Origin of the sequence: Saccharopolyspora erythraea NRRL 2338 (assembly GCF_000062885.1) — a bacterium.
Lineage (GTDB): Bacteria > Actinomycetota > Actinomycetes > Mycobacteriales > Pseudonocardiaceae > Saccharopolyspora_D > Saccharopolyspora_D erythraea.
The window spans coordinates 5,335,394-5,362,166 of record NC_009142.1 but is presented as its reverse complement, the minus strand read 5'-3'; the positions used below and the strand labels follow the sequence as shown (position 1 = coordinate 5,362,166).

General features: G+C 70.4%; 24 protein-coding genes and 1 pseudogene. 10 read left to right on the top strand and 15 right to left on the bottom strand.

Annotated elements, in window-relative coordinates; genetic code table 11:
* Positions 1 to 42: 42 nt before the first annotated feature.
* The 3 genes from SACE_RS23270 to SACE_RS23260 form a co-directional block, all read right to left on the bottom strand.
* Positions 43 to 444 (bottom strand): hypothetical protein, encoded by a 402-nt coding sequence (locus SACE_RS23270; protein WP_009948879.1) that lies wholly within the window; start codon positions 442 to 444, stop codon positions 43 to 45.
* A gap of 95 nt (positions 445 to 539) precedes the next feature.
* The gene (locus SACE_RS23265; RefSeq protein WP_009948882.1) at positions 540 to 728 is read right to left on the bottom strand and encodes a hypothetical protein; all 189 of its coding nucleotides are present in this window, start codon (positions 726 to 728) and stop codon (positions 540 to 542) included.
* Between the two features lie 629 nt (positions 729 to 1,357).
* Positions 1,358 to 1,585: a hypothetical protein gene (locus SACE_RS23260; RefSeq protein WP_009948883.1), complete on the bottom strand. Its 228-nt coding sequence runs from the start codon at positions 1,583 to 1,585 to the stop codon at positions 1,358 to 1,360.
* Between the two features lie 193 nt (positions 1,586 to 1,778).
* Here SACE_RS23260 and SACE_RS23255 point away from each other — a divergent pair, with 193 nt between their 5' ends.
* The gene (locus SACE_RS23255) at positions 1,779 to 2,579 is read left to right on the top strand and encodes an alpha/beta hydrolase family protein (RefSeq protein ID WP_009948885.1); all 801 of its coding nucleotides are present in this window, start codon (positions 1,779 to 1,781) and stop codon (positions 2,577 to 2,579) included.
* Positions 2,580 to 2,651: 72 nt separating this feature from the next.
* Here SACE_RS23255 and SACE_RS23250 read toward each other — a convergent pair whose 3' ends face one another.
* Entirely contained in the window at positions 2,652 to 3,008 is a 357-nt protein-coding gene (locus SACE_RS23250; protein ID WP_009948887.1) for an EF-hand domain-containing protein, read from the bottom strand.
* Between the two features lie 54 nt (positions 3,009 to 3,062).
* On the opposite strand from SACE_RS23250, the gene SACE_RS23245 reads away from it, so the two are divergent.
* The gene (locus SACE_RS23245; RefSeq protein WP_009948888.1) at positions 3,063 to 3,926 is read left to right on the top strand and encodes a LysR family transcriptional regulator; all 864 of its coding nucleotides are present in this window, start codon (positions 3,063 to 3,065) and stop codon (positions 3,924 to 3,926) included.
* On the opposite strand, the gene SACE_RS37835 is transcribed toward SACE_RS23245, so the two are convergent.
* The gene (locus SACE_RS37835; RefSeq protein WP_143538190.1) at positions 3,916 to 4,122 is read right to left on the bottom strand and encodes a hypothetical protein; all 207 of its coding nucleotides are present in this window, start codon (positions 4,120 to 4,122) and stop codon (positions 3,916 to 3,918) included. The two genes, SACE_RS23245 and SACE_RS37835, sit on opposite strands and share 11 nt — an antisense overlap.
* Before the next feature lie 919 nt (positions 4,123 to 5,041).
* Between SACE_RS37835 and SACE_RS39820 the strand changes: the two genes are divergently transcribed.
* Positions 5,042 to 5,170: a hypothetical protein gene (locus SACE_RS39820; RefSeq protein WP_269453506.1), complete on the top strand. Its 129-nt coding sequence runs from the start codon at positions 5,042 to 5,044 to the stop codon at positions 5,168 to 5,170.
* 66 nt (positions 5,171 to 5,236) lie between these two features.
* Here the strand turns inward: SACE_RS39820 and SACE_RS23235 are convergent, their stop codons facing one another.
* From SACE_RS23235 to SACE_RS23220, 4 genes are all read right to left on the bottom strand, one after another.
* Positions 5,237 to 6,751 carry a sulfatase family protein gene (locus SACE_RS23235; protein ID WP_009948890.1) on the bottom strand — a complete coding sequence of 505 codons (1,515 nt, stop codon included), beginning with the start codon at positions 6,749 to 6,751 and terminating at the stop codon, positions 5,237 to 5,239.
* A gap of 77 nt (positions 6,752 to 6,828) precedes the next feature.
* Positions 6,829 to 8,133 (bottom strand): HAMP domain-containing sensor histidine kinase, encoded by a 1,305-nt coding sequence (locus SACE_RS23230; protein WP_009948891.1) that lies wholly within the window; start codon positions 8,131 to 8,133, stop codon positions 6,829 to 6,831.
* Complete coding sequence (locus tag SACE_RS23225) at positions 8,130 to 8,807, bottom strand: response regulator transcription factor (protein WP_009948892.1); 678 nt, start codon at positions 8,805 to 8,807, stop codon at positions 8,130 to 8,132. The genes SACE_RS23230 and SACE_RS23225 overlap by 4 nt, the downstream gene beginning before the upstream one ends.
* A gap of 500 nt (positions 8,808 to 9,307) precedes the next feature.
* Positions 9,308 to 9,865, bottom strand: coding sequence for an AAA family ATPase (locus tag SACE_RS23220; RefSeq protein ID WP_037303706.1), 558 nt, complete (start codon positions 9,863 to 9,865; stop codon positions 9,308 to 9,310).
* Positions 9,866 to 10,003: 138 nt separating this feature from the next.
* Between SACE_RS23220 and SACE_RS23215 the strand changes: the two genes are divergently transcribed.
* Together SACE_RS23215 and SACE_RS23210 are read left to right on the top strand one after the other, a co-directional pair.
* Positions 10,004 to 10,789: an enoyl-CoA hydratase gene (locus SACE_RS23215; RefSeq protein ID WP_009948894.1), complete on the top strand. Its 786-nt coding sequence runs from the start codon at positions 10,004 to 10,006 to the stop codon at positions 10,787 to 10,789.
* Positions 10,790 to 11,146: 357 nt separating this feature from the next.
* Positions 11,147 to 11,602 (top strand): L,D-transpeptidase, encoded by a 456-nt coding sequence (locus SACE_RS23210; protein ID WP_009948895.1) that lies wholly within the window; start codon positions 11,147 to 11,149, stop codon positions 11,600 to 11,602.
* Between the two features lie 89 nt (positions 11,603 to 11,691).
* On the opposite strand, the gene SACE_RS23205 is transcribed toward SACE_RS23210, so the two are convergent.
* Entirely contained in the window at positions 11,692 to 12,054 is a 363-nt protein-coding gene (locus SACE_RS23205) for a glycosyl hydrolase (RefSeq protein WP_157894868.1), read from the bottom strand.
* An 11-nt stretch (positions 12,055 to 12,065) separates the two neighbouring features.
* Entirely contained in the window at positions 12,066 to 12,767 is a 702-nt protein-coding gene (locus tag SACE_RS23200; protein WP_031334391.1) for a TetR/AcrR family transcriptional regulator, read from the bottom strand.
* A 94-nt stretch (positions 12,768 to 12,861) separates the two neighbouring features.
* Between SACE_RS23200 and SACE_RS23195 the strand changes: the two genes are divergently transcribed.
* The 3 genes and pseudogenes from SACE_RS23195 (at position 12,862) to SACE_RS39965 (ending at position 16,896) form a co-directional block, all read left to right on the top strand.
* The gene (locus SACE_RS23195; RefSeq protein ID WP_011874458.1) at positions 12,862 to 14,076 is read left to right on the top strand and encodes a lipase family protein; all 1,215 of its coding nucleotides are present in this window, start codon (positions 12,862 to 12,864) and stop codon (positions 14,074 to 14,076) included.
* A 294-nt stretch (positions 14,077 to 14,370) separates the two neighbouring features.
* Positions 14,371 to 15,954: a Na+/H+ antiporter gene (locus SACE_RS23190; RefSeq protein WP_009948899.1), complete on the top strand. Its 1,584-nt coding sequence runs from the start codon at positions 14,371 to 14,373 to the stop codon at positions 15,952 to 15,954.
* Between the two features lie 190 nt (positions 15,955 to 16,144).
* Positions 16,145 to 16,896 (top strand): annotated as a pseudogene (locus tag SACE_RS39965) (dienelactone hydrolase family protein).
* A 125-nt stretch (positions 16,897 to 17,021) separates the two neighbouring features.
* Here SACE_RS39965 and SACE_RS23180 read toward each other — a convergent pair.
* A complete protein-coding gene (locus SACE_RS23180; protein ID WP_011874456.1) occupies positions 17,022 to 18,452 on the bottom strand; it encodes an O-antigen ligase family protein in 1,431 nt (476 codons plus the stop codon).
* Between the two features lie 288 nt (positions 18,453 to 18,740).
* Here SACE_RS23180 and SACE_RS23175 point away from each other — a divergent pair, with 288 nt between their 5' ends.
* Positions 18,741 to 18,881 carry a hypothetical protein gene (locus tag SACE_RS23175; RefSeq protein WP_011874455.1) on the top strand — a complete coding sequence of 47 codons (141 nt, stop codon included), beginning with the start codon at positions 18,741 to 18,743 and terminating at the stop codon, positions 18,879 to 18,881.
* Between the two features lie 180 nt (positions 18,882 to 19,061).
* Here the strand turns inward: SACE_RS23175 and SACE_RS23170 are convergent, their stop codons facing one another.
* Together SACE_RS23170 and SACE_RS23165 are read right to left on the bottom strand one after the other, a co-directional pair.
* Positions 19,062 to 24,074: a DUF6531 domain-containing protein gene (locus SACE_RS23170; RefSeq protein ID WP_011874454.1), complete on the bottom strand. Its 5,013-nt coding sequence runs from the start codon at positions 24,072 to 24,074 to the stop codon at positions 19,062 to 19,064.
* 290 nt (positions 24,075 to 24,364) lie between these two features.
* Positions 24,365 to 24,850: a carboxymuconolactone decarboxylase family protein gene (locus SACE_RS23165; RefSeq protein ID WP_009948904.1), complete on the bottom strand. Its 486-nt coding sequence runs from the start codon at positions 24,848 to 24,850 to the stop codon at positions 24,365 to 24,367.
* Positions 24,851 to 25,028: 178 nt separating this feature from the next.
* Between SACE_RS23165 and SACE_RS23160 the strand changes: the two genes are divergently transcribed.
* On the top strand, positions 25,029 to 25,967 hold the full coding sequence (locus SACE_RS23160; protein ID WP_009948905.1) for an RNA polymerase sigma-70 factor: 939 nt from the start codon (positions 25,029 to 25,031) through the stop codon (positions 25,965 to 25,967).
* A gap of 50 nt (positions 25,968 to 26,017) precedes the next feature.
* On the opposite strand, the gene SACE_RS23155 is transcribed toward SACE_RS23160, so the two are convergent.
* On the bottom strand, positions 26,018 to 26,758 hold the full coding sequence (locus tag SACE_RS23155) for a MerR family transcriptional regulator (protein WP_009948907.1): 741 nt from the start codon (positions 26,756 to 26,758) through the stop codon (positions 26,018 to 26,020).
* Between the last annotated feature and the right edge of the window lie 15 nt (positions 26,759 to 26,773).

The following is a 26,773-nucleotide window of genomic DNA, read 5'->3' as shown; positions in this document are numbered from 1 at the left end:
CCTCCCGCCGCCGCACCGGCGGCGGCGGGAGGCCGGCGGCGGTCAGCCGTCGCCCAGGACGCGGAGCTTCGTCGAGACCATGCCGGTGTTCTTGCAGTCGGCCTCGACGTCGAAGGTGCCCGGCTGCGCCGGATCCGCCACGGCCGTGCCCTGGAAGTGGCCCGGCCCGACCTGCCTTCCGCCGACGCCACCGGGGAACGCCTCCGAGAAGACGCCCTCGACCTCGTCGTTCTCGCAGAACGCCTCGACGTTCACCGTCGCGAACCGCGGGACGGTGTCCGGCGAGACGACCACCCGCGAGCCCGGCACGGGGGCCTCGGCGGCCGCCCTGCCGTTGAGGGCCTGCTCGTCGGCGGCGTTGGTGGCGGCGTTGGCCGCCACGACACCGCCGGAGAGCCCGGCCAGGGCGACGGCGGCGAGAGCGCCGGTCATCAGCTTGCGCATGGGGTTTCCTTCCGGTCGGCCCGGCCTTGTCGCCGGGATCTGCCGGGGTTTACGCAGCGCCCGCCGATCCGGTTTTCGGTCCTTCCGCGGTCGATCTAGTTCCAGGTGGCTTGCCGTTGGTGGGTCTGGGACCACCGCAGCCGCTGGGGAAGCTCGTCGACGGTAGTCGGTTCGGTTTCGAGCCAGCGCGTCAGTGCGGTGAGGTCTTCGGCGGTGTGCACCGGCCCCACGGGCATGACGGCACCCAGCGGCTTGCGTGCGCTGGTGCACGGCTGCACGAGCACGATGGGTCCTCCTGCCCGTGGCGCTGCTGTCTTTCCGGCGTGGCAGGAGAGTGGGCCGAGGGGGCAGTTCGCGCGTACGAGCACAGCGTGGGGACAGCGGCGGATCGTGTCTCGCAGCGCGGCGAGGATCGGCAGCTGCCCGTCGTCCTCGCAGTCGTCGCAGAGGATGGCGGTGAAGCCGGTCCGAACGCTGTTCCCGGTCCTGCGGTGTGGTTGTCGATCCATCCATTCCCCTCGGATCGCGCCGACGTTCCGGTTGCGCCCAGGTGTCGTCGTGTCGCTGCGGCACCCGCGCTAGCCGCGCATAATGATAACCATTTTCGTTAAGCGAGGGAAGGGGCGTCCGGATGCCGACGCCTGCGCGAATCGAGTGATCGTTCCGACGGGCGTCGCCGGTTGCGGTGATCTACCGCGCGGATCGAGATCGACAGGGCCAGGGTGAGATCACGCCTTCCACCAGGAAGCGCCGGTAGCACCTTCCCGAGGAGTTGATCAGCATGCGTCGCGCGTTGACGGCGACCCTTCTGGGCGGCCTGGTCGCGGTCGGAGTACTCACGGCCCCGAACACCGCAGCCGCCCTGACCGACAAGGAGTGCGTGGAGGCCGGAGGCAAGCCCTCCAGCCGGAAGTCAGGAGTCGGCTCGGTGTTGCAGGTCAGCCTTCAGGTGTGCGAGGGAGGCCGGTACGACGGGGGGCGCATCGACGGACTCCGCGAGGAGCCCCAGAATTCCGGCCGTCCCGAGGAATCCCAGAACTCCGGACAGCACGAGGAACCCCAGGCATCCGGACAGCACGAGGAACCGCAGGATTCCGGACAGCACGAAGATTCCCAGGATTCCGGACGCCACGAGGAGCACCGGGGTTCCTGAGCCGGTGTGGCGGTAGGCGGCCGATTGGGGCGTGGTTCACGCTTCATCACCGCGCGCCCTGATGCAGGCCGCCTGCCTACCAGGTACTCGTCGCCCGTCCTCCCCGGCCGGCAGGCCGTTCTGATTCCGCCGGTGGCGTAACCGATTCCCGCCGCGTGGCCGCGGGCCTACCGTGGTCGGCATGCACCCTCCGATCACGGGCACGGCCGCGGGCGTGCCGTTCACCGCGCTGCCGCCGGCCGACGGCGGTCCCGCGCCGCTGATCGTCACCTGGCACATGCTGGACGCGCCGAGGTCGGACGCCGCGTTCGCTGCCGCGTTGCCGATGGACGACCTGCCCGCGTGGCGGGTCCACCTCGGGATGCCGATGTGCGGGGCGCGCATGGTCGACGGCAGCATGGACGCGGGCTTGGAGTTGCTCCGCAAGGACCCCATGATGTCCGTTTTGTACCCGTTCGTCAGGCAGGCGGCCGAGGAGTTCCCGGCGGCGCTCGCGTCGATCCGTGCGCAGTTGCCGGTCGGTGACGGCCCGATCGGCGTGCTCGGTGGGTCGCTGGGAGGGGCCGTCGCGCTGCGCGTCCTCGCCGGCACCGACATACCGGTCTTCGCGGGGGCCGTGGTGAACGCCGCCATCCGGATGCGGTCCGTCGTCGACCTGTTCCCGGGCGACTACCCTTACGACGCCGAGTCCGGGAAGGCCGCCGACAGCATGGACTTCGTCGCCAAGGCGGCCAGCATCGCCGGTCGCGCGCCGCTGCTCGTCGTCAGCGGCGAGCTGGACCACCTGGCCCTGCGCGCCGACGCGTTCAGCCTGGTCGACGCATTGGGGGAGTGGTCCGAACTGCTGTCGATCCCCGGGCTGGCGCATCCGCTGGCCGACGAGCCCGGCATCGAGCCCGCGCCACAACTGCCTGCGGCCCGTGAGGTGGACGCCGGCCTGACCGCCTGGTTCCGACGCCACCTCACGGATGCATCTCGGTGACGCCGACCTGATCGGTCGCGTCGCGGACCCGCTCAGGGCGCCGGGCAGCCCGCTGACCCGGTGCGGGTGTTGCTAGTCCTGCTGAGGCTCCTGGGCAGGACGAGTCTTCAAGAGGTTCGACTGGGACACGAAGTCCAGGAACTCGGCGTAGGTGACGTGGCCGTCGCCGTCCTGGTCGAGCTGCCGCATGAGGTGCTCGACCATCTGCTCGATCTTGGCTGCCGCATCCCCGGCCGCGTCCTCGGCGGGGCTCTGGCGGTCGAGGTCGTTGAGATGTCTCAACAGCAGAGCCGTGATCTCGTTGCGGTCGAGCACACCGTTGGAATCGGCGTCGGACGACGCGAAGAACGTCCTGGGGTCGAACTCGTACATCCCCGTGTCCACATTCGCCATGCTGGTTCCCATCAGGTCGGCCGTCGGCGATGTCATGATCTCACCGCCTGAGCCACTCCGTCAGCAGAGGGACGTGGGTACCATTCCCGGATGGAGTTGCGGCAGCTCGAGCACTTCCTCGCTGTGGTGCGCAGTGGCAGCTTCACCGGCGCCGCACGGGAGGTGCACGTCGTCCAGTCGGCGTTGAGCACCTCGATCCGCAAGCTCGAGACCGAGCTGGGCGCACCGCTGTTCGAGCGCACCACTCGCCGGGTGCTGCTGACCGAGGCGGGACGGGCGCTGGAGCCGATGGCGCACCGGATCGTGGCTGACGTCGTCGCTGCGCGTGGCGAGGTGGCCACGGTAGCGGGGCTGTCGCGTGGCCGGGTCGCGATCGGCACCATCCAGACGCTGACCGAGGTCGATCTGCCGGGGGAGCTCGGAACGTTCCAGCGGCGTCACCCCGGCGTGCGCATCCACGTGCGCCAGGGTCTCGTTCCCGATCTGATGGCCGCGGTCGGCAACGGTGAGCTGGATCTCGCCTACCTCGCACCCGAGGGGCCGCTCGCGGAGGAGCTGGTCAGCTTCGCCCAGTGGCGGCAGAAACTCGTGCTGCTCGGCTACCCCGGACATCGGCTGGCGCAACGACGGCGTGTTCGGCTGGCGGAGTTGGACGGTGAGCCGTTCGTGGACTTCAGCGGCAGCGGACTGCAGGACATGATCGGTCGCAGGTTCGCCGACGCCGGAGTTCGCCGTGACCGGGTCTGCGAGGCCACGCACGTCCCGCTGCTGGTCGAGCTGGTGGCGGCCGGTCTCGGGGTGAGCATCGTGCCCGAGCCGGTCGCGGCGCGATCCGGGCTTCCCCACGCTCGAATCGAGCAGCCGAGCCTGAGCAGGCCGATTCACCTGGCCGGCCGAGGAGCGGAACCGGTGAACCCGGCCGCCCGCGCCCTGCTCCAGCACCTCACGGGTTGATGTTCGCCGCTGCGCCGTGGTCGTGTTCGGCGTAGAGGAGCCCGGCGCCCGCGAGAAGAGCGACCAGGCCGAGCAGGGTGGCACCCGTGACGGCCAGGATGAACCCGATGATCAGGACCCGCACGCCGAAAGCCCGCAGCAGGCCGGCCATGTCGGCTGACGGCATAGCCGTGTCACGTCCAGGGGCCTCGTTCACCGGTGACGCTCCTCGTGGGCGATGGCGGCCGCATTCGCTGCAACCGCAATGGGGACAACTTTCCGCTGACCAGTCTTCGCCAGGGTGCATCGCTCAGGCCAACACTTCTTTTTGATGCCGTTAATCTTTGATATCGATGGATCAAGAACTTCGTGCGTTGCTGTGCACGAGGTCGAGACGGAGGTCGCAGCCCGAATCGCTGCCGTGCGGGCGCTCCGCACCGGTGTCGTGCGGCGCCTACCGTGGTCGATCCCCTTGCAGGGCTGCGATTGTGGCCACGTTGTGCGCCCGGTGGCCGGGTCGGATGCTGGCCGCATGTGGGAGGTCGTGGCGCTGTTGCTGGTCGGGGTCGCGGCGGGAGCGTTGAACGCCGTCGGCGGTGGAGTCACGTTCGTGGCGCTGCCCGCGTTGGTCGCTGCCGGGACTGCCCGCTGTCACGGCGAACGCGTCGTCGACCGTGGCTCTGCTGCCCGGCGCACTCGCCGGCGCGTGGACCTACCGAGGCGGAGTGGTCCAGGTGGGAACCACGTCCAAGGCCGCGTTGACCGCGGCCGGCGTGTTCGGGAGCGCGCTCGGCGTCGGGCTGCTGCTGGTCCTGCCCGCGGAGTCGTTTCGCGTCGTGGTGCCATGGCTGCTCGGCGTTCGCGACCGTGGTCCTCGCGTTCGGGCGCGGCGTTTCGCGCTTGATGACCGCCGCGACAGGCCATCCGATCGACCTGAGCGCCAAAGCCGTCTTGGTCAGACAGACGGTGCTGGCCGCGAATGGCGGCTACTTCGGTGGTGCCGTCGGCATTCTCATGCTTGCGTTTTGGAGCGTTGAGGTCGGTATCGACCCCGGTACGGGTAACCCGACACGGCCGCTGGGCTCTTCCTCTTCGCCTCCGACCTCTGGAGCTACGCCTCGCCGATCGTGGCCCTGTTGGTCGGTGCTGTGGGCGGCGGCTTCGCCTGTGCGCACCTCGCACGCCGTTCGCCTTCCTGCGCACTGCGCGGCATCCTCCTGACCACTGCGGCGACCATGACCGTCCTGTACTTCCTCGGCGGTTGAGAGCACGGCGCGCCGGTGGAGCCGTTGGCCGCCGGAACTCGACCGGCGGCCAACAGCTCCGGGAGATCAGGCCGGGCGTCCCGCTTCGAAGCACTCCGCAGCGCCGCGGCATCGGCGGAGGTCGGTCAGGGCCGCGTGCAGTGAGTTCCGTTGCTGCTCGCTCAGGTTCGAATACGTGTTGTTGAGCTGGTCCGGGTCCGAGCGCTTGTCGTAGTACTCGCGATCACCGTTGTCGTACTCGACGTAAGTGCCTTCTGGGGTCCGTATGGCGTAGTAGGTCGGCGGGTTGCCCTGGCGCCGCTTCTGCCGGTCCGGGTCTCGGGGCGCGTGGTTCGGGCCGTGGTGCTCGACCAGCGAAGCGGTCCGCCACGGGCTCTGCCGGCCGTGCAGTTGCGCGGCGAAGCTGCGTCCGTCCACATCGGGCGGTGTGGGTGCTCCGGCCAGTTCGGCGAAGGTCGGGCGCAGGTCGATGTTCTCCACCTGCGCTCCGGGGCGGGAACCTGCCGGCACGCCGGGCCCGGTGATGGTCAGCGGCACGACCACGTCGGTCTGGAACGCCGTCTGCTTGCCGTTGCGCAGCCGGTGCTCGCCCATGTGGAATCCGTTGTCGGAGCTGAACACCACGTAGGTGTTGTCCGCCTGGCCGGTCTGCTGGAGCGTGTCGCGGATGTCGGCGAGCATGTCGTTGATCGACTGGATGGACTGCGCACGCAACCGGTACTGCTCGTCGATCTTCGCCTGCTGCTTCTGGTCGAGCGGCGGCATCCCGCGCAGCCAGCCGGGTTTGTCGCTCATGTCCGCCTCGTTGAAGGCGGGGCCGCGCGGAGCGGTCAGCCCGGGGAACAGGCCCTCGTGCCTCGGCGCCGGAGTCGAGGGCCCGTGCGGGCTGAAGGTGTTCAGCTGCAGGTAGAAGGGCCGGTTCGCCGCGGCGTTGGAGCGGATGAAGTCCGTTCCCTTCCTGTTGAGCACGTCGGTCAGGTAGTCGTGCGGTGCGTGGCCGTGGTCGACGACCTGCCCGTTCTCGTTGAGCTGGTAATCGTACTGCTTGTAGCCGTCCCCGGCCACGGCCCAGGTGTTCCACCCCGGCGGCACGTAGTTCGGCGTCCCGTCCACGGTGCCGTCAGGCCGGTAGCCGTTCATGTACTTGCCCATGAACGCGGTCTGGTACCCGGCGCCTTGCAGCTGGGTGCCGATCGTGGAGCGCTCACCGCCGGTCTCGTGGAACTTGTGGAAACCGCCGTCGGCGCCGGAGTTGGTGAACACGCCGGTGTTGTGCGGGTACTTGCCGGACAGCAGCGAGGAGCGGGACGGGCAGCACAGCGAGTCGGTGACCGAGTACTGCGGGAAGTCGGCGCCTTGCCGTTGCATCCGCTGCACCTCCGGCAGGTACCGGACCAGGTCGGAGCTCAGGTCGTCGGTCAGCACGACGACCACGTTCGGCTTCGCCGCACCAGGCGGCCTCGGCGGCGCGTCGGCGGCCTGGTCCGCCAGCGGGGATGCGGGAGCGTTGCCGCACGCGGCGAGCACGAACAGCGCGCTGGTCGCGGCGAGGAACCGGGTGAGCAGATTCCGAGATCGCAAAGCGGGCCCCAAATCATCTGTGAGGTGTTCCCGCTCCAGCGTGAGGGGAGAAGCTGAAGACGACCTGAATCGCCTCGTCATCTCGGCAGGGTGAGCCGGAACACCGCGCCGTCGCCCGAGTGCTCGACGCAGCTCAGGTCGCCGCCGTGGGCTCGGGCGATACCCCGGGCCACCGGCAGTCCGAGGCCCGCGCCACCGCCGGACCGGCTCTGGTCGAGACGCACCCACCGGTCGAACACGCGCTCCCGCTCGCCGGCCGGCACGCCTGGCCCGTCGTCGGTGACGGTGACCTCGGCGAAGCGCTCGCCGCCGGTGACGCGCACCCGCACGGACCCGCCATCGGGGGTGTGCTTGCGGGCGTTGTCGAGCAGGTTGGTCAGCACCTGGCCGATCCGGTCGGCATCGGCGCGGACCACCGTCGGCTCGCCTTGGACGTGCCACCGCAGCGACGGCGCGAGCAGCTCCATGCGCTCGGTTTCGCGGCGCGCCAACCCGTCCAGGTCCACCGGCTCGCGCGCGAGCTCGAGACCGGCATCGATCCGGGCGAGCGAGAGCAGGTCCTCCACCAGCCGGCCGGTCCGCCGTGCTTCGCCGATCAGCAGTGCGGTCATGCGTTCGCGGGTTTCCGGGTCGGCCTCGGCGTGCAGCAGCGCTTCGGCCGCGGCCCGCACGCCGGCGGTCGGCGTGCGCAGCTCGTGCGCGGCGTCGGCGACGAACCGCCTGGTGCGTGCGGCGGACTCGCGTGCGTCGCGCTCGGCTTCCTCCAGTGCGCCCAACGCCTCGTCGAAGGCGGCGGCGGCCTGCCCGATCTCGGTGTCCGGGCGATCCGGGTCCAGCCGTCCACCCCGGCTGCCCCGGGTGATCGACCTCGCCAGCGTCGTCATCGCGTCCAGCGGACGCAGTGCCACGCGCACGGTCAGCAGCAGCGCCAGCGCGGTCCCCGCCACCGTGGCCGTGACCACCACGAGCAGCAGGCGGTGCAGCCGGGCCGTGGCGGCATCCTGCTCGGCGGTGCTGCTGAGCAGGGTCAGCAGCGCCCCGCTCGGCAGCGGCTTGGTCCGGGCCTGCTGGTTCGGCGCCGGATCCAGCAGGGCGGCCGGGCCGACCACGTGACCGTCGGGGGCGGTGATCCTGGCCAGCACGCCGCGGCCGCTGACCCGGCGGGCGATCTGCGCGAGCGGCACGTCGCGGCGGTCCATCTGAGCGGCCATCACCTCGCGGTCGACGAGCTGCCGGCGGGCGTCGGCCCGGGACTGCGCGGTGAACAGCGAGGCGACCGCGATCGCGCTCGCCACCAGTGCGCACGTCAGGACCCCGAGCACCGCGACCGTGATCCGGCGGCGCAGCGACGCGGTAGGCAGCTGTCGGCTTCCGGGGGTCACGGCTCCTCCGCGCGCAGGGCGTAGCCGCGCCCGCGAACCGTGTGCACGAGCCTGCGGCCGTGCTGCTCCAGCTTGCGCCGCAGCGCGCTGACGTGGACCTCGACCAGGTTCAGGTCCACGTCGAGCGACTGGTAGCCCCACACGCCGGTGAAGATCTGGAGCTTGCTGACCACCCGGCCCCGCTGCGCGACGAGGTAGCACAGCAGCCGCCACTCCGTCGCCGTCAGCGCGAGGACCGAACCGGCGCGCACCGCCACCCCGGCATCCTGGTCGATCACCAGGTCGTCCACCTCGACGGTGGCCGCGACCCGTCCCATGCGGCGAAGCACGGCCTCGACCCGGGCGACCAGCTCTGCGGTGTCGAAGGGCTTGACGACGTAGTCGTCCGCGCCGGAACGCAGCCCGCGAAGCCGGTCGGGCACCGAGTCGCGGGCGGTGAGGATGACGACGCCGAGATCCGCGCCGGAACGCAGGGTCTCCAGCACCGCGAAACCGTCACGGCCCGGCAGCATCAGGTCGAGCACCACGACGTCCGGCCGGAAGGTCCGCACGACCTCTTCGACGCCGCGACCGTCGGGCCGCAGCTCGACTGTGTGGCCGGCGGTGCGCAGACCGGCTGCGACCGCTTCCCGGATCGGCGCCGAATCCTCGACCACCAGCACGCGCGCCGCCATCACGTCCGCCCCGGCCCGACCGTCCCGGTCGGCGGTTCGGTGTCGATCAGCAATGCCATGTCCGGCGCTACCCCGCAAAGCGTGTGCGAGCGACATCGTCGCGAGCGCGCGCAGCGTACCTCACCGGTGACCCGGCCGGCACCGGCCGAAGCACGGGGTCCAGCGCTCCCTTTCAGCTCAACAGTACTGGGATCTTGTCCGAGTCCGCGTTCATTCAGCCAACACCTGCGTGACTTTCGCCCTCGACTTCCCACAACGCGGTCAGCCATTCCGGTTCGCGGCCGAGGTGCTGGTTGCGTGGCCACGCCAGGTCACCGACATGCCGGCGAGTCGCCGGCGACCAGACGCGCTGTGTCGGTTGCTGCATGGCGCGCGAATCATCCGGACCGGCCTACGGCCGCACCTTCACCACTGAAACACCGTGATCTTGCTGGACCGAGCTCCAGCCGCAAACCGACACGTGTACCAACCCACCTGGCAGCGATCTGCTCCCAGATCGCTCAGCGCTTCGCGTCGAGAACCGCGGTGAGGGCGTCGTACGTCCGCTGGATCGCACCCACCTCACTGGTTATGACGGTCGCGCCCGGTCTCCTCCGGATCACCTCGGCGAGCTGGTCGTACATGGCCGCGAGATGCGACTGCCCGCCTTGCCGCGCCACGATCTCCTTGACCTGCTGGTGCCAGGGCATGTCGTCATTCTCGCCACGGAGTGCGAAGCGCTCCACGGCTCGCTCCTTGGTGTCCATCAACACGATTTCGCAGAATCTGGCGCCGTTGTCGTGCGCGACGGCCTCGAAGCGCTCGATCTCGCTCAACCGTCCCAAGAACTGCGGCATGACCACGTCACACCCAGAATGCAGGTGCGTGCCGGCCATGCTCAGGGCAATCGGCCGCACCAGCTTCCCGGTCTCCTCGAACCGGTCACGCGAGCCGCCGATCAATCGCCTCAGCTCGTCCGCGTCGAGGTTGAGCACACCCACGTGGTCGTCCGCATAGCGCCGCGCAAGTGTCGACTTCCCAATACCAGGGGGACCGTTGAGGTGGATGAGACGGGCCACGCGCAGAGTCTGGAGTCGCACAGTGTCCAACGCCGTGTTCGGCCAAGTGTTCGATCGGCCGGTTCGCGGTGGTGTCGACTCGTGCGCGTGGTCGCCGTTAAGCTGGGCTGACCAGTACGTTCAGGGCTGGAGGTCCAGATGACCGACGTAGCCGCGGAGCCGGTGGTGGCCGACGTCCGTGATGGGATCGCCACGCTCACGCTCGACAACGCCTCCCGGCGCAACACGCTGTCGGTGGCGACCATGCAGGAGATCACCGCGGCGCTCCGCGAGGTCGGCGGGTCCCAGGAGGTGGGTGCGGTGGTGGTCCGGGCCGAGGGGCCCGCGTTCTCGGCCGGTCACGACCTGGGTGAGATGCTCGACCGCACGGTGGAGGACGAGCGGTACGTCTTCGCGGTGTGCACGGAGATGATGCAGACCGTCCAGGAAATCCCGCAGCCGGTGATCGCCGCCGTGCAGGGTCCCGCGCTGGCCGCGGGCTGCCAGCTGGTGGCGACCTGCGACCTGGCGGTCGCGGCCGAGACGGCGGTCTTCGGCACGCCCGGTGTCAAGATCGGCCTGTTCTGCTCGACGCCGATGGTCGCGGTGAGCCGGGCGATCGGCCGCAAGCGCGCGTTGCAGATGCTGCTGACCGGGCAGGTCATCGACGCGGCCACGGCCGCGGACTGGGGTCTGATCAACGAGGTCGTCGCACCGGGGCGGGTCGATGAGCGGGCCGCGGAGCTCGCCGCCCAGGTCGCCGCCGCGAGCCCGCTGACGCTGAAGATCGGCAAGCAGGCGTTCTACCGGCAGATCGACCTGCCGCAGGACCAGGCCTACGCGGAGATGAGCGAGGTCATGGCCACCAACGCCATGACCTGCGACGCGCAAGAGGGGATGAGCGCGTTTCTGGAGAAGCGGCCCGCGGTCTGGCGGGGTGAGTGAGGAGCGGCGAGCACTTCTGGACGCTCGGGTAGCGGTAGGGAAATGGCGAGCGCATGGCGGCCTGCCGCATCGGCCTGAACGGGAGCATCCCGAAGCTTCCTCGCTGCTGAACGGAATCCGGACAAGTTCGTCGAAGTCGGCATCGACTCCATATCGGGCACTACGCCGCATTCCTGCCGGGTGCCGCACGGGGATGGATGCTCCGATCGGGTCGCCTCGTTGCGATGTACGTGTGTCGTGAGCGATCGCGAAGCAACGTCCCCCCGCTGCCGCACGTCTTCCATGCGGGAACACGTTTCCCTCATAGGAAGTCGTCGAACAGATCCAGGCAGGAATGCAGAGATGTTGAGCAATGCGATGAAATCGACCGCGACCGCCGTGATGGTCTCGGGCGCACTGCTGGGGTCGGGTGCGACTGCGATGGCGGAGTCCGCCGCCCCTGCGACCCCGGCGCTCGTGCCGGGCACGCCGTGCACGGTGACCGCCAAGGCGTGCGTCAGCCTGTCCAAGAACCGCGCGTGGCTGGTTCGGGACGGGCAGGTGTACTACGGGGAGGCGTCCGCGCTGGGGGGACGGCCCGACGCCCCGACTCCCACCGGCACGTTCCACGTGCAGTGGAAGGACAAGGACCACGTCAGCGGGGAGTTCAACGCCCCGATGCCGAACTCGGTGTTCTTCGCACCGGGTGGGATCGCCTTCCACCAGGGCAGTCTCACCAAGAGGTCGGCGGGGTGCGTCCACCTGTCGAAGAAGTCGTCCGAGGTCTTCTTCAACAACCTCAACCCGGGTGACGAAGTCCAGGTCGTCGCCTGAAGCACGTCAGTAGTGGTCGCGGGGAACGGGAGTTGTGAACGAACTCCCGTTCCCCGTTTCTCTGGGGGGATTCCGGTGCGACAGGAGCGTCAGCGGCGCGACATCCGCCGCTGTGCGGTCACGCGCCGGGTGTGCCGTTCCACGTGGAGGTCGCCGTGCCGGTGGTCTCCGTTGTGGACGGTGACCAGGCCGGTGCAGACGTCGCAGCCGCCGTTGTGCGGGTTGTGGTTCTGGTCGAGCGCCAGGCTCCACTCATTGACGGTGCGACCCCGGTTCCGGGTGCAGTCGATGATGTTGTTCATGTCGTCGAAGTGCTGGTTGCCGACCCAGGTGCCGCCGGACATCTCGCTGCCGTACTGCGGGATGCGACCGGCCGCGATCCCGCCGCGGTGCGCCGCCTGGTCGCCGACCGGGACCGGCTGACCCATCCGTTCCACGGCGAGGACTGACACCGGGCCACCGGTCATGCGGGGTCGGGCGCCTGCGCGGCGATCGCGGACAGGAGGAGTTCCAGGGTCGTGTGGAACGGCGTGCTCTGCATCTGCACGTCGAGCTCGTCGGCTCCCGCCGCGATGTTCGGGTACTGCTCGGCGGGGAGTGCGCGGTACACGTCGTGCCAGGTGGCCGCTTCCGCGTGCAGCTGCTCGGGATCGGCGGCGTCGATCGTGGAATCCAGTGCCGAGAAAGCCAGCACCAGGCTGATGAAGCAGTGGTAGTGGCGGACCGCGTCCGCCGGGGCGAACCCGGCGCCGCGCAGGATGCCGAGCATCGTCTCGACCGCGGCCACCTCGTGCCCTCGGCCGGTCACCACCGAGGTGACCAGCATGGCGGCCCGGGGATGGGCTCGGTTGGTGCGGTAGATGAGCTCCGCCGCGGTGCGCAGGTCCGCGACCCAGTCGCCGCTGGGGTGGAAATCGGCGAAGGTCCTGCCGATCAGTTCGTCGGCGATCGCGAGCACGAGTTGGTGCTTGCCGTCGAAGTAGCGGTACACCGCGGTGGCGTCCGCGCCGAGCGCCGCCCCGAGCCTGCGCATCGACAGCCCGTCGGCGCCGTGCAGTTCGATCAGCCGCAGCGCGGTGTCCACGATCAGCTCCTCGGACAGGACCTGGCCGCGTCGGGTGGGGCGTCGGCGGGTGCGGTGTCGGGGTACCCGGCGGGAAGTCACGCCCGGAGCTTATGTCAACACCATTGACCTAACCAGGGCGTGAACGTTCACTTTCGGCGGACGTGACCGTGATCTGGACCAGGAGTTCGGAACAATGGGAAAACTGGTTGGGCGGACATCGGTTCTGCTCGCTCTCGTGCTCGTGCTGGCCGCCTGCGGCGGGCGCCCGCCCGCTGAGCAGGACGACGAGATCGCCGGCGCGCGGGCCGCGGAAGCGGCCAACGCGCTGCCGCGCGCCGCGCTCTACGACACCGCGCCCGGCACGGCGGCACCGGGCTCGGTGCTGCGTTCGGAGCGGGCCACCGGGTGGCAGTTGCCCGAGGGCGCCGCGGGAAACCTCGTCGTCTACAACTCCCGATCGGCGCAGGGCACGCCGGTGGCGGCCTCGGCGGCGGTGCTCACCCCGGCGGGCCCTCCGCCGCCCGGCGGGTGGCCGGTCGTCGCTTGGGTGCACGGGACGAGCGGTGTGGCGCGGCAGTGCGCACCGAGCCTGATGAAGGACCTGTACTACCCCGACGAGATCGCGAACTGGCTCGAACAGGGGTACGCCGTGGTAGCCGCCGACTACTCGGGACTGGGTGCGGGCAGCGGGCACGAGTACATCACCATGACAGCCAACGCCAAGGACGTGCGCTACTCCATCGCCGCGGCACGCCAGGCGGTGGCCGGGCTGAGCGAGCGCTGGGTCGCGGTCGGGCACTCCCAGGGCGGCCAGGCCGTGTGGGGCGTTGCCCGGCAGGAAGCCGCCGAACCCACCGGCAGGTTCCTCGGTTCGGTGGCGATCGCCCCGGTGACGCCGTACGACCGGCTCCAGCGCGAGGTCGCGGACAACGAGGGCCAAGGCCAGTACCTCGCCTACGTCGCCAGCTCGATCGCCGCGCAGTACCCGGCGTTCCAGCCGCGGAACGTGATGAGCGACAAGGGGATGAGCAACTACGAGCGGTACCTCCACGAGGGCTGCTGGACCTATGGACGAGCCCTCAGCGGCACGGGCACACCACGAGAACTGTTGCGACCTGATTGGTCACAGGACGCCGCTGTCCGCGAGTTCATCGAACGCAATCGCTATGCGAACGCGCCCCTTGCGGGGCCGATCTTCGTCGCTTCCGGCGCAGCGGACACCGACGTCGCCGCGTCCACTGTGGCGGAGGTAGCGGCGGAGCAGTGCGGTCAGGGCACGCCCGTCGACTACCACGATTACCCCGGCGACCACGAAACCGTGATGCGGCAGTCGGCCGCCGACCGGTCGCGGTGGGTCGCGGACCGGTTCGCCGGTGCGCCGGCACCGAACACCTGCACCGTCCGATGAGGACTCCCGGAGGCGTCGCGGTGTCGATGGCGTGAGTTGTCGACCTGGTCTACGAGGCGTGCTGGCAGGAGCAGCACGCGAGAAGCGGACGTGACCGCGTCGATGCCAACGGCGGGGTCACCTCCTGCTGTGCCAGGCCGGCGAGGAGCACGGACGGTGAGCACGGCAGCCCTCCTGCGGCCACACTCGGTAGCCGCATTGGGCTGAATGCGGCGCATGCCGGGGCGGTCGTCACCACGGCCCTGGTTTGCGGCGCCCGCAAGGCTCGGTCACCGTTGCCCCGGGGGAGTCCACATGAGCGGGGCGGAAGTTCTCATCTGCGGGCTGCTGGTGTCGGTGGCGGTGCTGGCGGCCGTGGCTCGGCTGCTGTCGATCCCGTACCCGATCGTCCTCGTGGTCGGGGGAGCGGCGATCGGGTTCCTGCCGGGGCTGCCGCACGTCCACCTCGATCCGGAGATCGTGCTGGTGGTCTTCCTGCCGCCGCTGCTGTACTGGGCCGCGCTGTCGGCGAACTTCCACGACCTGCGGGAGAACCTGCGGGCGCTGACGCTGAGCTCGGTGGGCCTGGTGCTGGCCACGGCGGGCGCGGTGGCCGTGCTGGCGCACGCCCTCGTGCCAGGGCTGTCCTGGCCCGCCGCGTTCGCGCTCGGAACTATCGTCTCGCCCACCGATCCGCTCGCGGCCGGGCTCGTCATGCGGCGGCTGGGCGCGCCGCGCCGGCTCGTCAGCGCCGTGGAGGGCGAAGGCCTGTTCAACGACGCGACCGCGCTGGTGGCCTACCGGGTGGCCGTGGCGGCGATCGTCGGGGAGGGCATGTCGTACGGGAACGCCGGGCTGGCGTTCGTGGCAGGCGCCGCAGGCGGCATCGCCATCGGGCTGGTGGTCGGCTGGCTGGTGGCGCTGATCCGCCGCCACACCACCGACGCCCAGGTGAGCCTGACGATCTCGCTGCTGAGCGGGTACGCCGCTTTCATCCCCGCGAACGCGCTGGGCGCGTCGGGAGTGCTCGCGGCGGTGACCACCGGGCTCTACATGGGCGTTCGCGGCGTCACCACGCTGCCCGCCCGTACCCGGTTGCAGGGCTTCCTGGTGTGGGACATCATCAACTTCCTCATCAACGCGGTGCTGTTCGTGCTCGTGGGCCTCCAGCTCCGCAGCGCTCTGGAAGGGCTCGCCGAATACACCGCAGCCGATCTCGCCCGGTACGCGCTGGCGGTGGCCGGGACGGTGGTGGTCGTCCGGCTGGTCTGGTTCTTCACCGTCCCGTACCTGATCCGGATCCTCGACCGGCGGCCCGGCCAGCGGGAGCGCCGCGTCGGGGCGCGGCACCGGCTGGTGCTGGCGTGGAGCGGCATGCGCGGCAGCGTCTCGCTGGCCGCCGCCCTGGCGCTGCCGCTCGCCGTCGCGCCCGGGTTCCCCTTCGCGGCGCGTGACCTGATCATCTTCCTGGTCTTCGCGGTCATCTTCGCCACGCTCGTGGTGCAGGGGCTCTCGCTGCCGGGCCTCATCCGGTTGCTGCGGGTCACCGACGAGGGCGCCGAGGAACGCCAGGAACTGCGGGCCCGGCTGGAGGCGACCGAGACCGCACTCGCCCAGATCGACGAGCTCGCAGCCGAGGAGTGGACGCGCGACGACAGCGTCGAGCGGATGCGCCGCGCCTACGAGTACCGGGGCCGCAGGCTCGGGGCGCGCGCGGACCAGGAGTCCGAGCACGACTACGAGGACCGGTCGCTGGCCTACCAGCAGATGGTCCGCGTGGTGCTCCAGGCGCAGCGGACGACGGTGGTGCGGCTGCGCGACCGCGGGGAGATCTCCAACGAGGTGATGACGCGCATCATCCGCGACTTCGACCTCGAGGAGGCGCGGCTGGAGATCTGACCAGTGCGGGGACGGTATTGGCCGACCGTGCGGGAGCATCGCGGATGAGCCGGCCGTAGCGGTCCGGCCTGGCGGGTTCGACGGCGGTTCGGTGATCGGCCGGGTGGGAGATTCACCACGCCGGGCCGACCTGTTGCAGGCTGTGCCCGCGACTAGGCTGGCGACGGCCGGCGCAGATGGGAGAACACCGATGACCACTGTGCGCGGAAGCTCCGTGGACGTCCCGACCCCGGACGGCACCGCAGACGCCTACCTGACGCACCCGGACGACGGACAGCCCCACCCCGCGGTCCTGCTCTACATGGACGCGTTCGGGGTGCGCCCGCACCTGGCCAGGATGGCCGACCGCCTCGCCGAGGCGGGTTACACCGTCCTGGCCCCCAACGTCTTCTACCGCCACGGGCGGGCCCCGGTGGTCGAACTGCCCGAGTTCATCGACCCGGGCGCCCGGCCGGATCTCTTCGAGCAGATCATGCCGATCATGCGGGACCTGACGCCCGAACTGGTGATGCGCGACGCCGACGCCTACCTGCGCTGGCTTGCCGAAAGCCCGCTGACCGCCGACAGCCCGGTCGGCATCACCGGTTACTGCATGGGTGCCGTGATGGCGCTGCGCACCGCGGGCACCTACCCGGAGCGGGTCGCCGCGGCGGCGGGGTTCCACGGCGGGAACCTGGCCACCGAGGCACCCGACAGCCCGCACCTGGTCGCCGACCACGTCACCGCCGAGCTCTACTTCGGCCACGCCGACCAGGACCACGCGCTGCCGCCGGAGCAGATCGACCGCCTCGAGGACTCACCCGGGCCGGTGTCCGCCACTGCTGCGAGGTCTACCCGGGCGCACCGCACGGCTACACCCAGGCCGACACCGCCGCCTACAACGCCGAAGCGGCGGAACGCCACTGGACCGAGCTGCTGGAGCTCTTCAAGCGCAACCTCTGACCGCGCACGTCGCCGCCGGAACAGGACACTGTGGACGCCGGCTGCGAGAGCCTGTCTTCGAAACCGCCTTGCGGCTCTGAGGGGAGGCCGCTCTGACGCGGGTGCTGTCGTGCTGGCGGTTCGGGTCATGGGCCAGTGAGCGGCATCCCGGTGCTGGATGTCGGGCCGGTCCTGACCCGCTGGCGGGGGTGCTTCCTGGGACGCCCGGGCGTCAATTGCCCGGGCGGCCGTGCGGGAGGCTGGGGTGTCGCCGGCGGTGGCGCCGGCGCTGCGGTCCGAGGGCGCCAGCGGGCCGGGGTCTCGGCCATCGTCAAGGCCAGCACGAGCCAGAACATCATCGCGATGCGTTCCAGGTTGGCCGGATGGTCCAGGAGGCTCATCAGCATGAACGCCGTCAGGCCCGAAAGGCAGGCGACTCCGGTGGCCGAGCCGTCCCGGGCGAGGCGGGCGGCCGAGATGACTCCGACGACGGTCACCGCGGTGATCCCGAGCATGCCGAGCACACCCGCCTCAACCAGCCAGTTCAGCCAGAGGTTGTGCACGTGGGAGAACTCGACGTCTCCCGGCGCGCGGGCGTCGATGACCGCGCCCGCGCGTTGCAGGCCGACGCCGAGGGGGTTCGTGCTCGCGACCTCGATGGCCGCTTCCCACGCCTGCCCGCGGACGCCGAGCGCGGCGCCTGCTCGCGAGCTGATCGCGATCACCAGTCCGACGCACGCCAGGCCGCCCACGCCGGCAGCGGTGGCCAGGCGGAACCCGGAGCCGCTGAAGCGCGGCATCAGCCGGCGTGCCGCGACGAGCACCAGGATGCCCGCGGCGGCGGCGATGTAGCCCGCCCGCGAGAACGTGGTCAGGACCGCGCCGTAGCCGACTCCGGCCAAGATCATGACGCTGAGCCGGGCCGTCCGCTCCGACAGCAGCGTCGCCGCGAGCGCGGCGATCGGCGTGAGCATCACCAGGAACGCGGCGAGTGTGTTGGGGTTGGCGAAGGTGCCGATGGAACGGACCAGCGTGTCGGGCCCGCAGTCGGCGTCGCCGAGCAGACCGCTGCGGCAGAAGCCGGTCGGCGTGGCGTTGGTCGCCTGGCTAAGCGCCACCGCGCCGGCAATCGACACCGATGCCAGCGCGAACACCGTCAGCGCGTGCCAGGACTCGGGGTGACGCCGTCGCATCCCGACGAGCAGGTAGTACACCGCCACCTGGGGCAGCAGGCCGCGCAGCGGCGCGCTGGTGCCGCCCCCGGCGACCGTGGCGAGCAGTGCCGACAGCACGACCACGCCGACGAGGACGTCCATCCGGGTGCGGAACGAGCCGACTCCCGCCCGGTCGAGGACCAGTCCCAGCAGACCGAGCAAGACGACCAGACGCAGCGGCGTGAGAACGCTGACCAGCGGCTCGCTGGGCAGGAAACCGCTCGCCGACTCCAGTACGACAACGGCGACCGCGGCACCCGGCATGATCTGACCGGGAGCAGGGGAGAACGGCTGCGACGGCGTGGTCGACTTCCACCGCGGCGACGGCGTCGACTTGTCGGCGAACACGTCCCAAACTCGCATCCGAGCGTGCCCCGCGAGTGACACGCCATCGTGCGTGAGGGAACAACCTCGTGAAACGCACCGGTTTTTTCCTGCTCCGGCGGGTTCCGGTACATGGAGGTGTCACCTGATGAGTTGGTGAACACCCCATGGAGGGGCTCGCCGGGCGACGTGCCGCCGGGCAGTATCCACCAGGTGGCGGTGCTGCTCGATGACGTGCGCTTTCCAGAATGATCCGCTGAGCGGGAGGTCGCGCGTGGAGATCAGGGAATGATGTCGGGAATCGCAGTCCTGCAGATGCTTTGCGCCGTGCTGATCCCACTGGCAGTGGCGTTGGCCGCGGCATCGATCACGGTCCGCGGAGCGGTTCTGGCGAGACGGCTCGGGATCGCCGCCGGCGCCCTGGCGGCAGCGGAGCTGGCGCTGATCGTGATCGTGTCATTCGTCTGACGATGCCGCCGCGCTGAGGGCCGGGGTCGCGGCGCGCCGGCTCTTCAGCACGTTGCGTCGCGTCGGCACTCCGCGGGATGCCCTGCAGCACCTCCTGGCTGTGCGGGCGGCCCGCCCGGCAAACGTTGCGCGCCGCTGCCCAGAGACCGCGAGAGCCTCCGGGCAGCAGCCCGCGACAGGTCACTTGCCCGGTTTCCACCCGTCCTCGCCGGGCCACTTCCAGTCCTTCTGGCCGGGCCACTTCGTGGCGTCCGGCCCGGCGGGCCACTTGGGGTTGCCGTCCGGTTTGCCCGGGCGGTCGCGGAACTCCTCGATCGTCTCGTGGCGACCGCTCGGGCGGTCGAGCTGGTGGTACTTGTCGATCAACTCGTCGACCTTCGCGGGCGGAGTATCACCCGGGTACCTGCCCATGTGGTTGATCTCGTGGCGCACGCCCATCCACTTGTCGTACTCCTCCCCCTTCTTGTCCCCGCCCGGCCAGTCGAAGTCCGCGGAATCCCGGAAGTCGTCCAGGAAGTTCTTGCGCTCCACTGGATCCTTGATGTCGTCCGCGACCTTGATGATCTCGTTGGGAATCTCCTTCCGGAGGTCCTTGGCGTACCCGGCTGTCTGCTCGAATGCGGCGCTCGGGGCCTTCGGCGGCTCCGGTGTGTCCTTCTTGCTCGGGATGTACTCTCCGTCGATCCTTTTCTCGACGACCGGCCACTTGTCCACGACGCTACCGATGGCCGAGTTCACCGGGCCGTTCCCGAGGGGCAGGTTCTCGAACTTGTTGTTCATCCCCTCGAGCTTTTCGGTGTACTTCTTGGTCATCTCGTCTCGCTGCGGGTGCCCCGGCGGATAATGGTGGTCGACCCAGGACCTGAGGTTGTCGCGCATCGTCTGGAACGAGATGATGTGCCGCTGGTCGTTCCGCGGGCCGTTCTTCCCGGAGTTGTAGCCGGTGCCCGGCGGGGTCGATGTCTTGTCCGCCTGGGTCTTCTTCTCCGTATCGTGGCTGAACGGCTTGCGGTCCCACGGATCCTTCTTGGTCCTCTTGTTCCCGTTGCCCGTCGTCGGAGGCTGGTTGCCCGAACCGTCGTGCTTGCGCTTCGTCCCGCCCTTCGCCAGGCCCAGCGGGTCGGCGGCGCTGTGGGGGTTGTCGACGTAGGCGACCGGGTTCGGTGCCGGGGCGAGGCCCAACGGGTCCTGGCTGAGGTAACGCCCGGTAGCGGGGTCGTAGTACCGGTGGACGTTGTAGTTCAGCCCGGTTTCCGCGTCGGCGTACTGGCCGGGGAACCGCAGCGGCGTCGTCACCCCGTTCGGCTGCACGGGCAGCTCCTTGCCCCACAGGCTGGTGCGGCCGTGCCACGCGAGCACGCCGTTCGGGGCGATGAGATCGGTCGGCGTCCCGACCGGGTCGGTCACGATCGCGAAGAACCGCCGGCTGCCGTCCGCGCCGATCTCGTGCTGCGCGACCGGGGTGTCGTCGTCCGGGCGGTGCTCCCAGGTCGTCACCGTGCGCCGGCCCTGCGCGTCGGTGTGCACCTGCTCGATCAGCGTTCCGCCGTCCCAGACGAAATCGACCTGCTCGGCAACGGCGCCGTCGGCGGCGAGCCGCTGCTTGGCGATCCGTCGACCGATCGGGTCGTAGCGATACCGCCACAGGACGCCCTCCGGCGTCGTCACCGCGACGAGCTGGTCGTAGGAATCCCAGGCGTACCGCCAGCCGCGGCCCGCCTCGATGCGCTGCACGAGTCGGCCCTGCGCGTCGTACTCGAACTGCACCGCGCCCGCCGCGACCAGCCGGTTGCCCGCGTAGCGGCGCGGTCCGGTCGCGGCGTCCGGGGCGCCACCGGCGTTGAGGATGTTGCCCAGCCCGTCGTACTGGTAGTTCTCGCGCCGGTCCGGGGAGATGACTTCGACGACCCGGCCGGTCCGGTCGATCTGGTAGCGGATGCTTCCCGACAGCCGGTCGTCGGTGCCGATCAGTTCGCCGTCGGGCCGGTAGCGGAACGACCGCGCAAGCACGAGCTGACCCGAGTGCCCGGTCACGGTCTGGGACACGAGCCGATGCTCGCTGTCGTAGTTCTCCTCGGCGGTCGCCGCATCGTCGATCCGGGTCCGTGCTACGCGACCGGCCTCGCCGGTGGTGTAGCGCAACGAATGCCCGCCCATCGACAGCGCGATCGGCCTGCTCGTCCCGTCGCAAGCCCATGCACTGTCCACACCGGACGGTGTGCGCCTGCGGACCACCTTGTTCGTGTCGTCGTAGTCGAACGCGACGGTTCGCTGGTTGACCGTCTCGGCGGTGATCCGGCCCTGCTCGTCCAGCTCGAGCTCCAGGACGGCGTCGTCGTTGGTGGCCCTGACCAGGTGGCCGACAGGGGAGTAGGTGTAGGTGGTGACCGACGACGGGGTGCGCCATTCGACGAGGTTGCCGAGCAGGTCGAAGACGTAGTCGGTCGCCTCGCCGGCACCGTTGACCGAGCGCACGAGCTGCCCGGCGGCGTCGTAGACGTAGCGCAGCACCCGGCCGTCGAAGTCGGTCTCCTCGACCACCCGGCCCGCCAGGTCGCGGACGTAGCGCCAGGTCTGGCCCTGCGGGTTGGTCACCGAGGTCAGCCGCCGCTCGGTGTCGAAGGTGCGCTCGGTGCGCGCCCCGTTCTCGTCGACGCAGGCCAGCTCCGTCTCGAACGGGCCGTACTCGGCGGCGGTCACGCCGCCCATCGGGTCGATCCGCGCGATCTGGTTGCCTTCCGGGTCGTAGCGCCACTGCTCGCGGGCGCCCAGCGAGTCGACCCGCCAGGACCGGTGGCCGTCCACGGTCCAGCCGAGCTGGATCCGCGAGCCGTCCGGCGCCGCCTCCTCCCGGGGCCGCCCGAACAGGTCCAGCAGCGGCCGGTCGGGCTGGGCGCTTCGCGGCTCGGAGGTGCCGGCGCCTCGGTCGGAGCGGAGGTCGTCGACGTCCAGATCCGGCGCTGTGCCGACCTTTCCGCTGAACGGGTCCGGGGCCTCGCCGGCGTAGACCCGGGTCCAGGTGTTCTCGCCGTCGGTCACGATGATCGAGGCAACGGTGTCGTCGGTGCTCAGGTCCAGTTCGACCACGCTGCCGTCCGGGCGGGTGATCAGCCACGGGCGGCCCGCCGCGTCGTACTCGTAGTGCGTGGTCCGTCCCAGCGGGTCCGTGCGCGACAGCAGCCGGTCGTGGCGGTCCCAGGTCGACAGCGTCGTGTTGCCGAGCGCGTCGACTTCCCGCACGAGCTGCTTCGCGGCGTTGAACTCGAACTCCTTCACGCCGCCGAGCGAGTCGGTGTACCGCGTGATCGCCCGCTGACCGTCGTCCGAGTAGGAGAACTGGGAGTCGAAGTAGCCCTTGTCGCCCACCGTGCGCACGACCCGGCCGTGCTCGTCGTAGATGTAGCGGAACCAGAAGCCGTTGCGGTCCTGCCACTCCGTCAGCCGGCCGGCGCTGTCGTACTGGAACCGCAACGCCTTGCCCGAGGAGTTGATGACCGCTGCCAGCCGGCCCTGGTCGTCGTAGCCGTACCGCATCACCGGCACATCGGCACCCTGCCGCGGATCGACGACCCGGATGCCGGTGACCCGCTCCCGGGCGCTGTCGATCTCCACCCGGTAGCCGTCGGAATGCCGGATCACCTTGGGCGGGCCGAACCGGTGGTGCTCGATGTCGATCCGACGGCCGTCGTCGTCCTGGACCGCCATCAGCGGCATGAGCCTGCCGCCGGTCACCAGCGGCGCGAATCGCATGGTCTGCTTCCGGTCCGGGGTGTCCAGGCTGTAGCCGCCGTCCTCCCGGATGCGCAAGGGCCACCGCGGGCCTTCGACGGGCAGCACCGGGGAACCGGCCGACGGCAGCGGGTAGACCAGGATCATCCCGTCGGGCGAGAAGTAGCAGACGTTCTCGTCGTCGACCTCCAGCCGCTGGTCCAGAGTCGAGGTCCACGACGGGCCGAACCAGCGCCCGGCGCGGTACGACGAGACGTACATCCGCTCGACCACCAGGCTCAGCGGGCCGAGGATCTCGAGGTCGGTCTCGGTCATGACCATGTGGCCCGTGGCCATGTCCACCGGTTCGGAGCCGCCCGTGCAGATGCCGTCCGCCGGTGTCTTGCTGTCCACGGGGTTGGACGGCTTGTTGCTGTTCGGGGTGTTCGGGTTGTTCTTGGCGCCCGACGGTCCCGCCGACGCGGGGCCGGACGACGACGGGCCGCCGGAGTTGTCCGGGCCGCTGGATTTCGGCGGCGGGTCCGGGTTGCCCTTGTCACCGCCCGGCGTGGGTCCCGGGTCGGCGCTCGTCGAATCGGTCTGGGCGGGGGGAGGGCTGCCCTTGTCGTTGGGCGGCGGGTCGGGGTTGCCCTTGTCCTTCGGCGGCGGATCGAGGTTGCTCTTGTCCTTCGGGCCGGGTTCGGGCTTCGGAGCGTCCGACTTGCCGCCGTCGGCCTTGATGTTCTTCAGCGACTTGGCCGCGTCGTCGAAGCCGTAGCCGAGCTTCTTCAGCAGCGGCGTCAGCTTCTGCATCGCCTGCACGAGCTTCTGGGTGATGTCGGCGATCTTCGCCGCGGTCTTGGCCACCGCGGCGACGACCTGCGGCACCACCCACGTCAACCCGATCCCGAGCGTCGCGATGACCTGCAGCGCCCAGCTGATCATGTGGCCCATGAGGTCGGCGATGATGTCGCGCACCAGGGTCCGGACGGTCCCCACGACCTCGCCGGCGGTGCCCACTCCGTCGGCGGCACCGGAGGCGGCGCTCGCCGCGGCGGCGATCAGGTTGCCGGTGTCCTCACCGCGCTTGCGGTACGCGTCGGCGGCCTCACCGGTCCACGCCGCCGTGTCCGCCTTGATCAGGTCGGCCAGTTCGGTCTTGAGGTCCTCGAGCTCGGTCGAGATGTTCTTCCAGGTCTCGGAGTGCGCCTTGATCTCGTCCGGGTCGCCCGTGAGATCGTCCAGCGCCTCCGACAGCGGGCCCACGTGCTCGATCAGCCAGCCCACGCCCGCGGCGAGCGCGGCGCCGAACGGGTCCATCGCCGCGCCGAGCGCGTCCAGCGAGGTGCCGACAACGCCCAGCACGCCGCCCGCCCAGTCGCCGCTCTCGATGGCCTTCCTGGTCTCGTCGACCGACTCGGCGATCGCGATGCCGGTGAACGACTGCGTCGAGTCCTTCCGTTCGGCGACCAACGGATTGCTCAAGGACAACTCCCCAAATTCTCGGTTCGTGCGCCGGCGGTCCGGCCAACGACGTCATCGCTGCCGCCGGCAGCGACGGTGCCGCGCACCACATCGTCGGGCTGCCGGAAGGTCCGACTGCGGCAAGCGGGGTACCTGGAAGCCCGGTGTGCACCCGCCAGTCCGGCGCGGCGCGGTCCCCCCATGACGATCATCGTATAGACCGCCCGCCGGGGTCCGTGGCGAAACAGCCGTGCCCGGACGCGCGCGGGCCCGGCCCGGGGCGAGTGACCTGGGCCGGGCACGTCTGCCGATCAGTCCAACGCGGCGGCGAACATGCCGGGCTCGTAGGACCCTCCCCGCTGGTGCACGATCACCGCGAGCCGGTTGGCCGCGTTGATCAGGGCGACCAGGGAGACCAGCGCCGCGATCTGGTCGTCGTCGTAGTGCTCGCGCACCTGGGCCCAGGTCTCGTCGGACACGCCGGGGTGGGCGTCGGCGAGGCGGGTGCCCTCTTCGGCCAGTGCCAGCGCGGCCCGCTCGGCCTCGGTGAACACGGTGGACTCGCGCCAGGCGGCGACCAGGTGGAGCCGCACCGGTGTCTCACCGGCGGCCGCGGCCTCCTTGGTGTGCATGTCGATGCACCAGCCGCAGCCGTTGATCTGGCTCGCGCGCAGCGACACCAGCTCCTGCGTGGATCTCGGCAGCGGCGACTGGTGGATCACCAGGCCCGCGCCGGCGAACCGCTTGGCGAACTTGGCGGCGATCTCGTTGGTGAACAGGTCGAATCGGGCGTCCACGGCTTCGTCCTCTCTCGTGGTGTTGCGCTGGACGAACACGAGATGCCCGCGACCCGAGCCCTGTGACAACGTGTGATGCGCGCCACGTCGAGCCGGCCTGGCTGCCCTTCCGGTGTCACAGAACGGCGGGCTCCGGCGTCTGGTGGGTGGCACAGCCGAGAACGAGGAGGAGCCACTCATGGCCGGCACGTCGCAGACCGCGCCCGGCGATCGCGGCAGGGGCAGCCGCGACGACGTCCCGGGTCCCGCCACCGAGGCGTTCCTCGCCCACCGGAACCTGCTGTTCACCGTCGCCTACGAGATGCTCGGCTCGGCCGCCGACGCCGAGGACGTCCTGCAGGAGACCTGGCTGCGGTGGGCGGGTGTCGATCTCGGCGCTGTGCGGGACCGGCGCGCGTACCTGGTCCGGATCACCACCCGCCAGGCACTCGCCCGGCTGCGCGCGCTCGGCCGCCGCAAGGAGTCCTACGTCGGCCCCTGGCTGCCCGAGCCGCTGCTGACCGCGCCTGACGTGGCCGAGGACGTCGAGCTGGCCGACAGCGTCTCGATGGCGATGCTGCTTGTGCTGGAGACGCTCAACCCGACCGAGCGGGCGGTGTTCGTGCTGCGCGAGGTGTTCGACGTCGGCTACGACGAGATCGCCGAAGCCGTCGGCAAGACCCCGGCAGCGGTCCGCCAGATCGCGCACCGGGCACGGGCGCACGTCGCGTCGCGCAGACCGCGCGGTGTCGTTTCCGCGTCCGAGACCAAGGACGCGCTCGATGCGTTCCGGCGGGCGGCCGAAACGGGCGAGATGCAGGGACTGCTCGACATCCTCGCGCCGGATGTCGTGTTCCTGGGCGACGGTGGCGGGGTCAAGCAGGCCGTCCTGCGACCCGTCGTGGGAGCGGGCAAGGTGGCCCGCCTGCTCGCCGCCGGGCTGGGCAGGCTCGCGGGCACGGCGTCGCTGCTGCCGGCGCAGGTCAACGGCTACCCGGCGCTGGTGCTCCGGCGGGGCGGCGAGCTCGACACCGTCGTGGCGGTGCGCATCGACGACGGCCTCATCACCGGTCTCTACGCCGTGCGCAATCCCGACAAGCTGTCGCACATGGAGCGCGAGACCACCCTGCGCCGCTAGGGAATGCTCCGCGGCGGTGCGGAGTTGGCGTCTGCTTCACGCCCTGGAGATCAGGTGGGATCGGTGGGCCCGGATGCGCGCAGGAGTGACTCGATGCGGCGCATGACGTCGAGCTGGGCGGGGTTGTAGAGGTCCACGAGGGCTTTGCCGACCGTCTGCTCGGCGAACTGCGCTCCGCCCGGGGCGTCGGCGTTGGCGTCCCGCAACCCGGGGTGCTCCGCGTGGAGCGCGCGGACGTAGGGGACCAGGCGTTCGGCCACGTCCTGGCGGGTCGGCTCGTCGGCGTCGGCGGGAAGCTCGCCGAACTCCGGGGCCGTGGGATCGTCGGGAAGGTCCTGCAGCATCTCGGAGTAGGCCTGCATGCCTCGTGGCCCGAGGACCCGGGTCAGGACGACGACGAAGGAGCGGTCGGCTTCGGACAGCTCCGGAACTGCGGCGGGGGCGAACTCCGGGGGCAGGTCGGTCGGCACGGCCTGGCGCAGGATGACGGCGAGTTCGCCGCGGGCCCGCTGGAGGCGTTCGATGGTGGCGGCCAGCTCGGCGTCGAGGGCGCGCAGGGCGTCGGCCGGGTGGTCGTCGGCCTCGCCCATGGCGGCGATCTGGGACAGCGAGAACCCGAGGTCGGTCAGGCGTTTGATCCGCAGCAGCCGCACCAGGTGGGCCACGCCGTACTTCTTGTAGCCGTTGGCGCGCCGCTCGGGCTCGGCGAGCAGGCCGACCTCGTGGTAGTGCCGCACCGCCCGCAGGCTCGTGCCGGCGAGCTCGGCGATCTCGCGGGTACTCCACGCCACAACCGTCACCTCGTC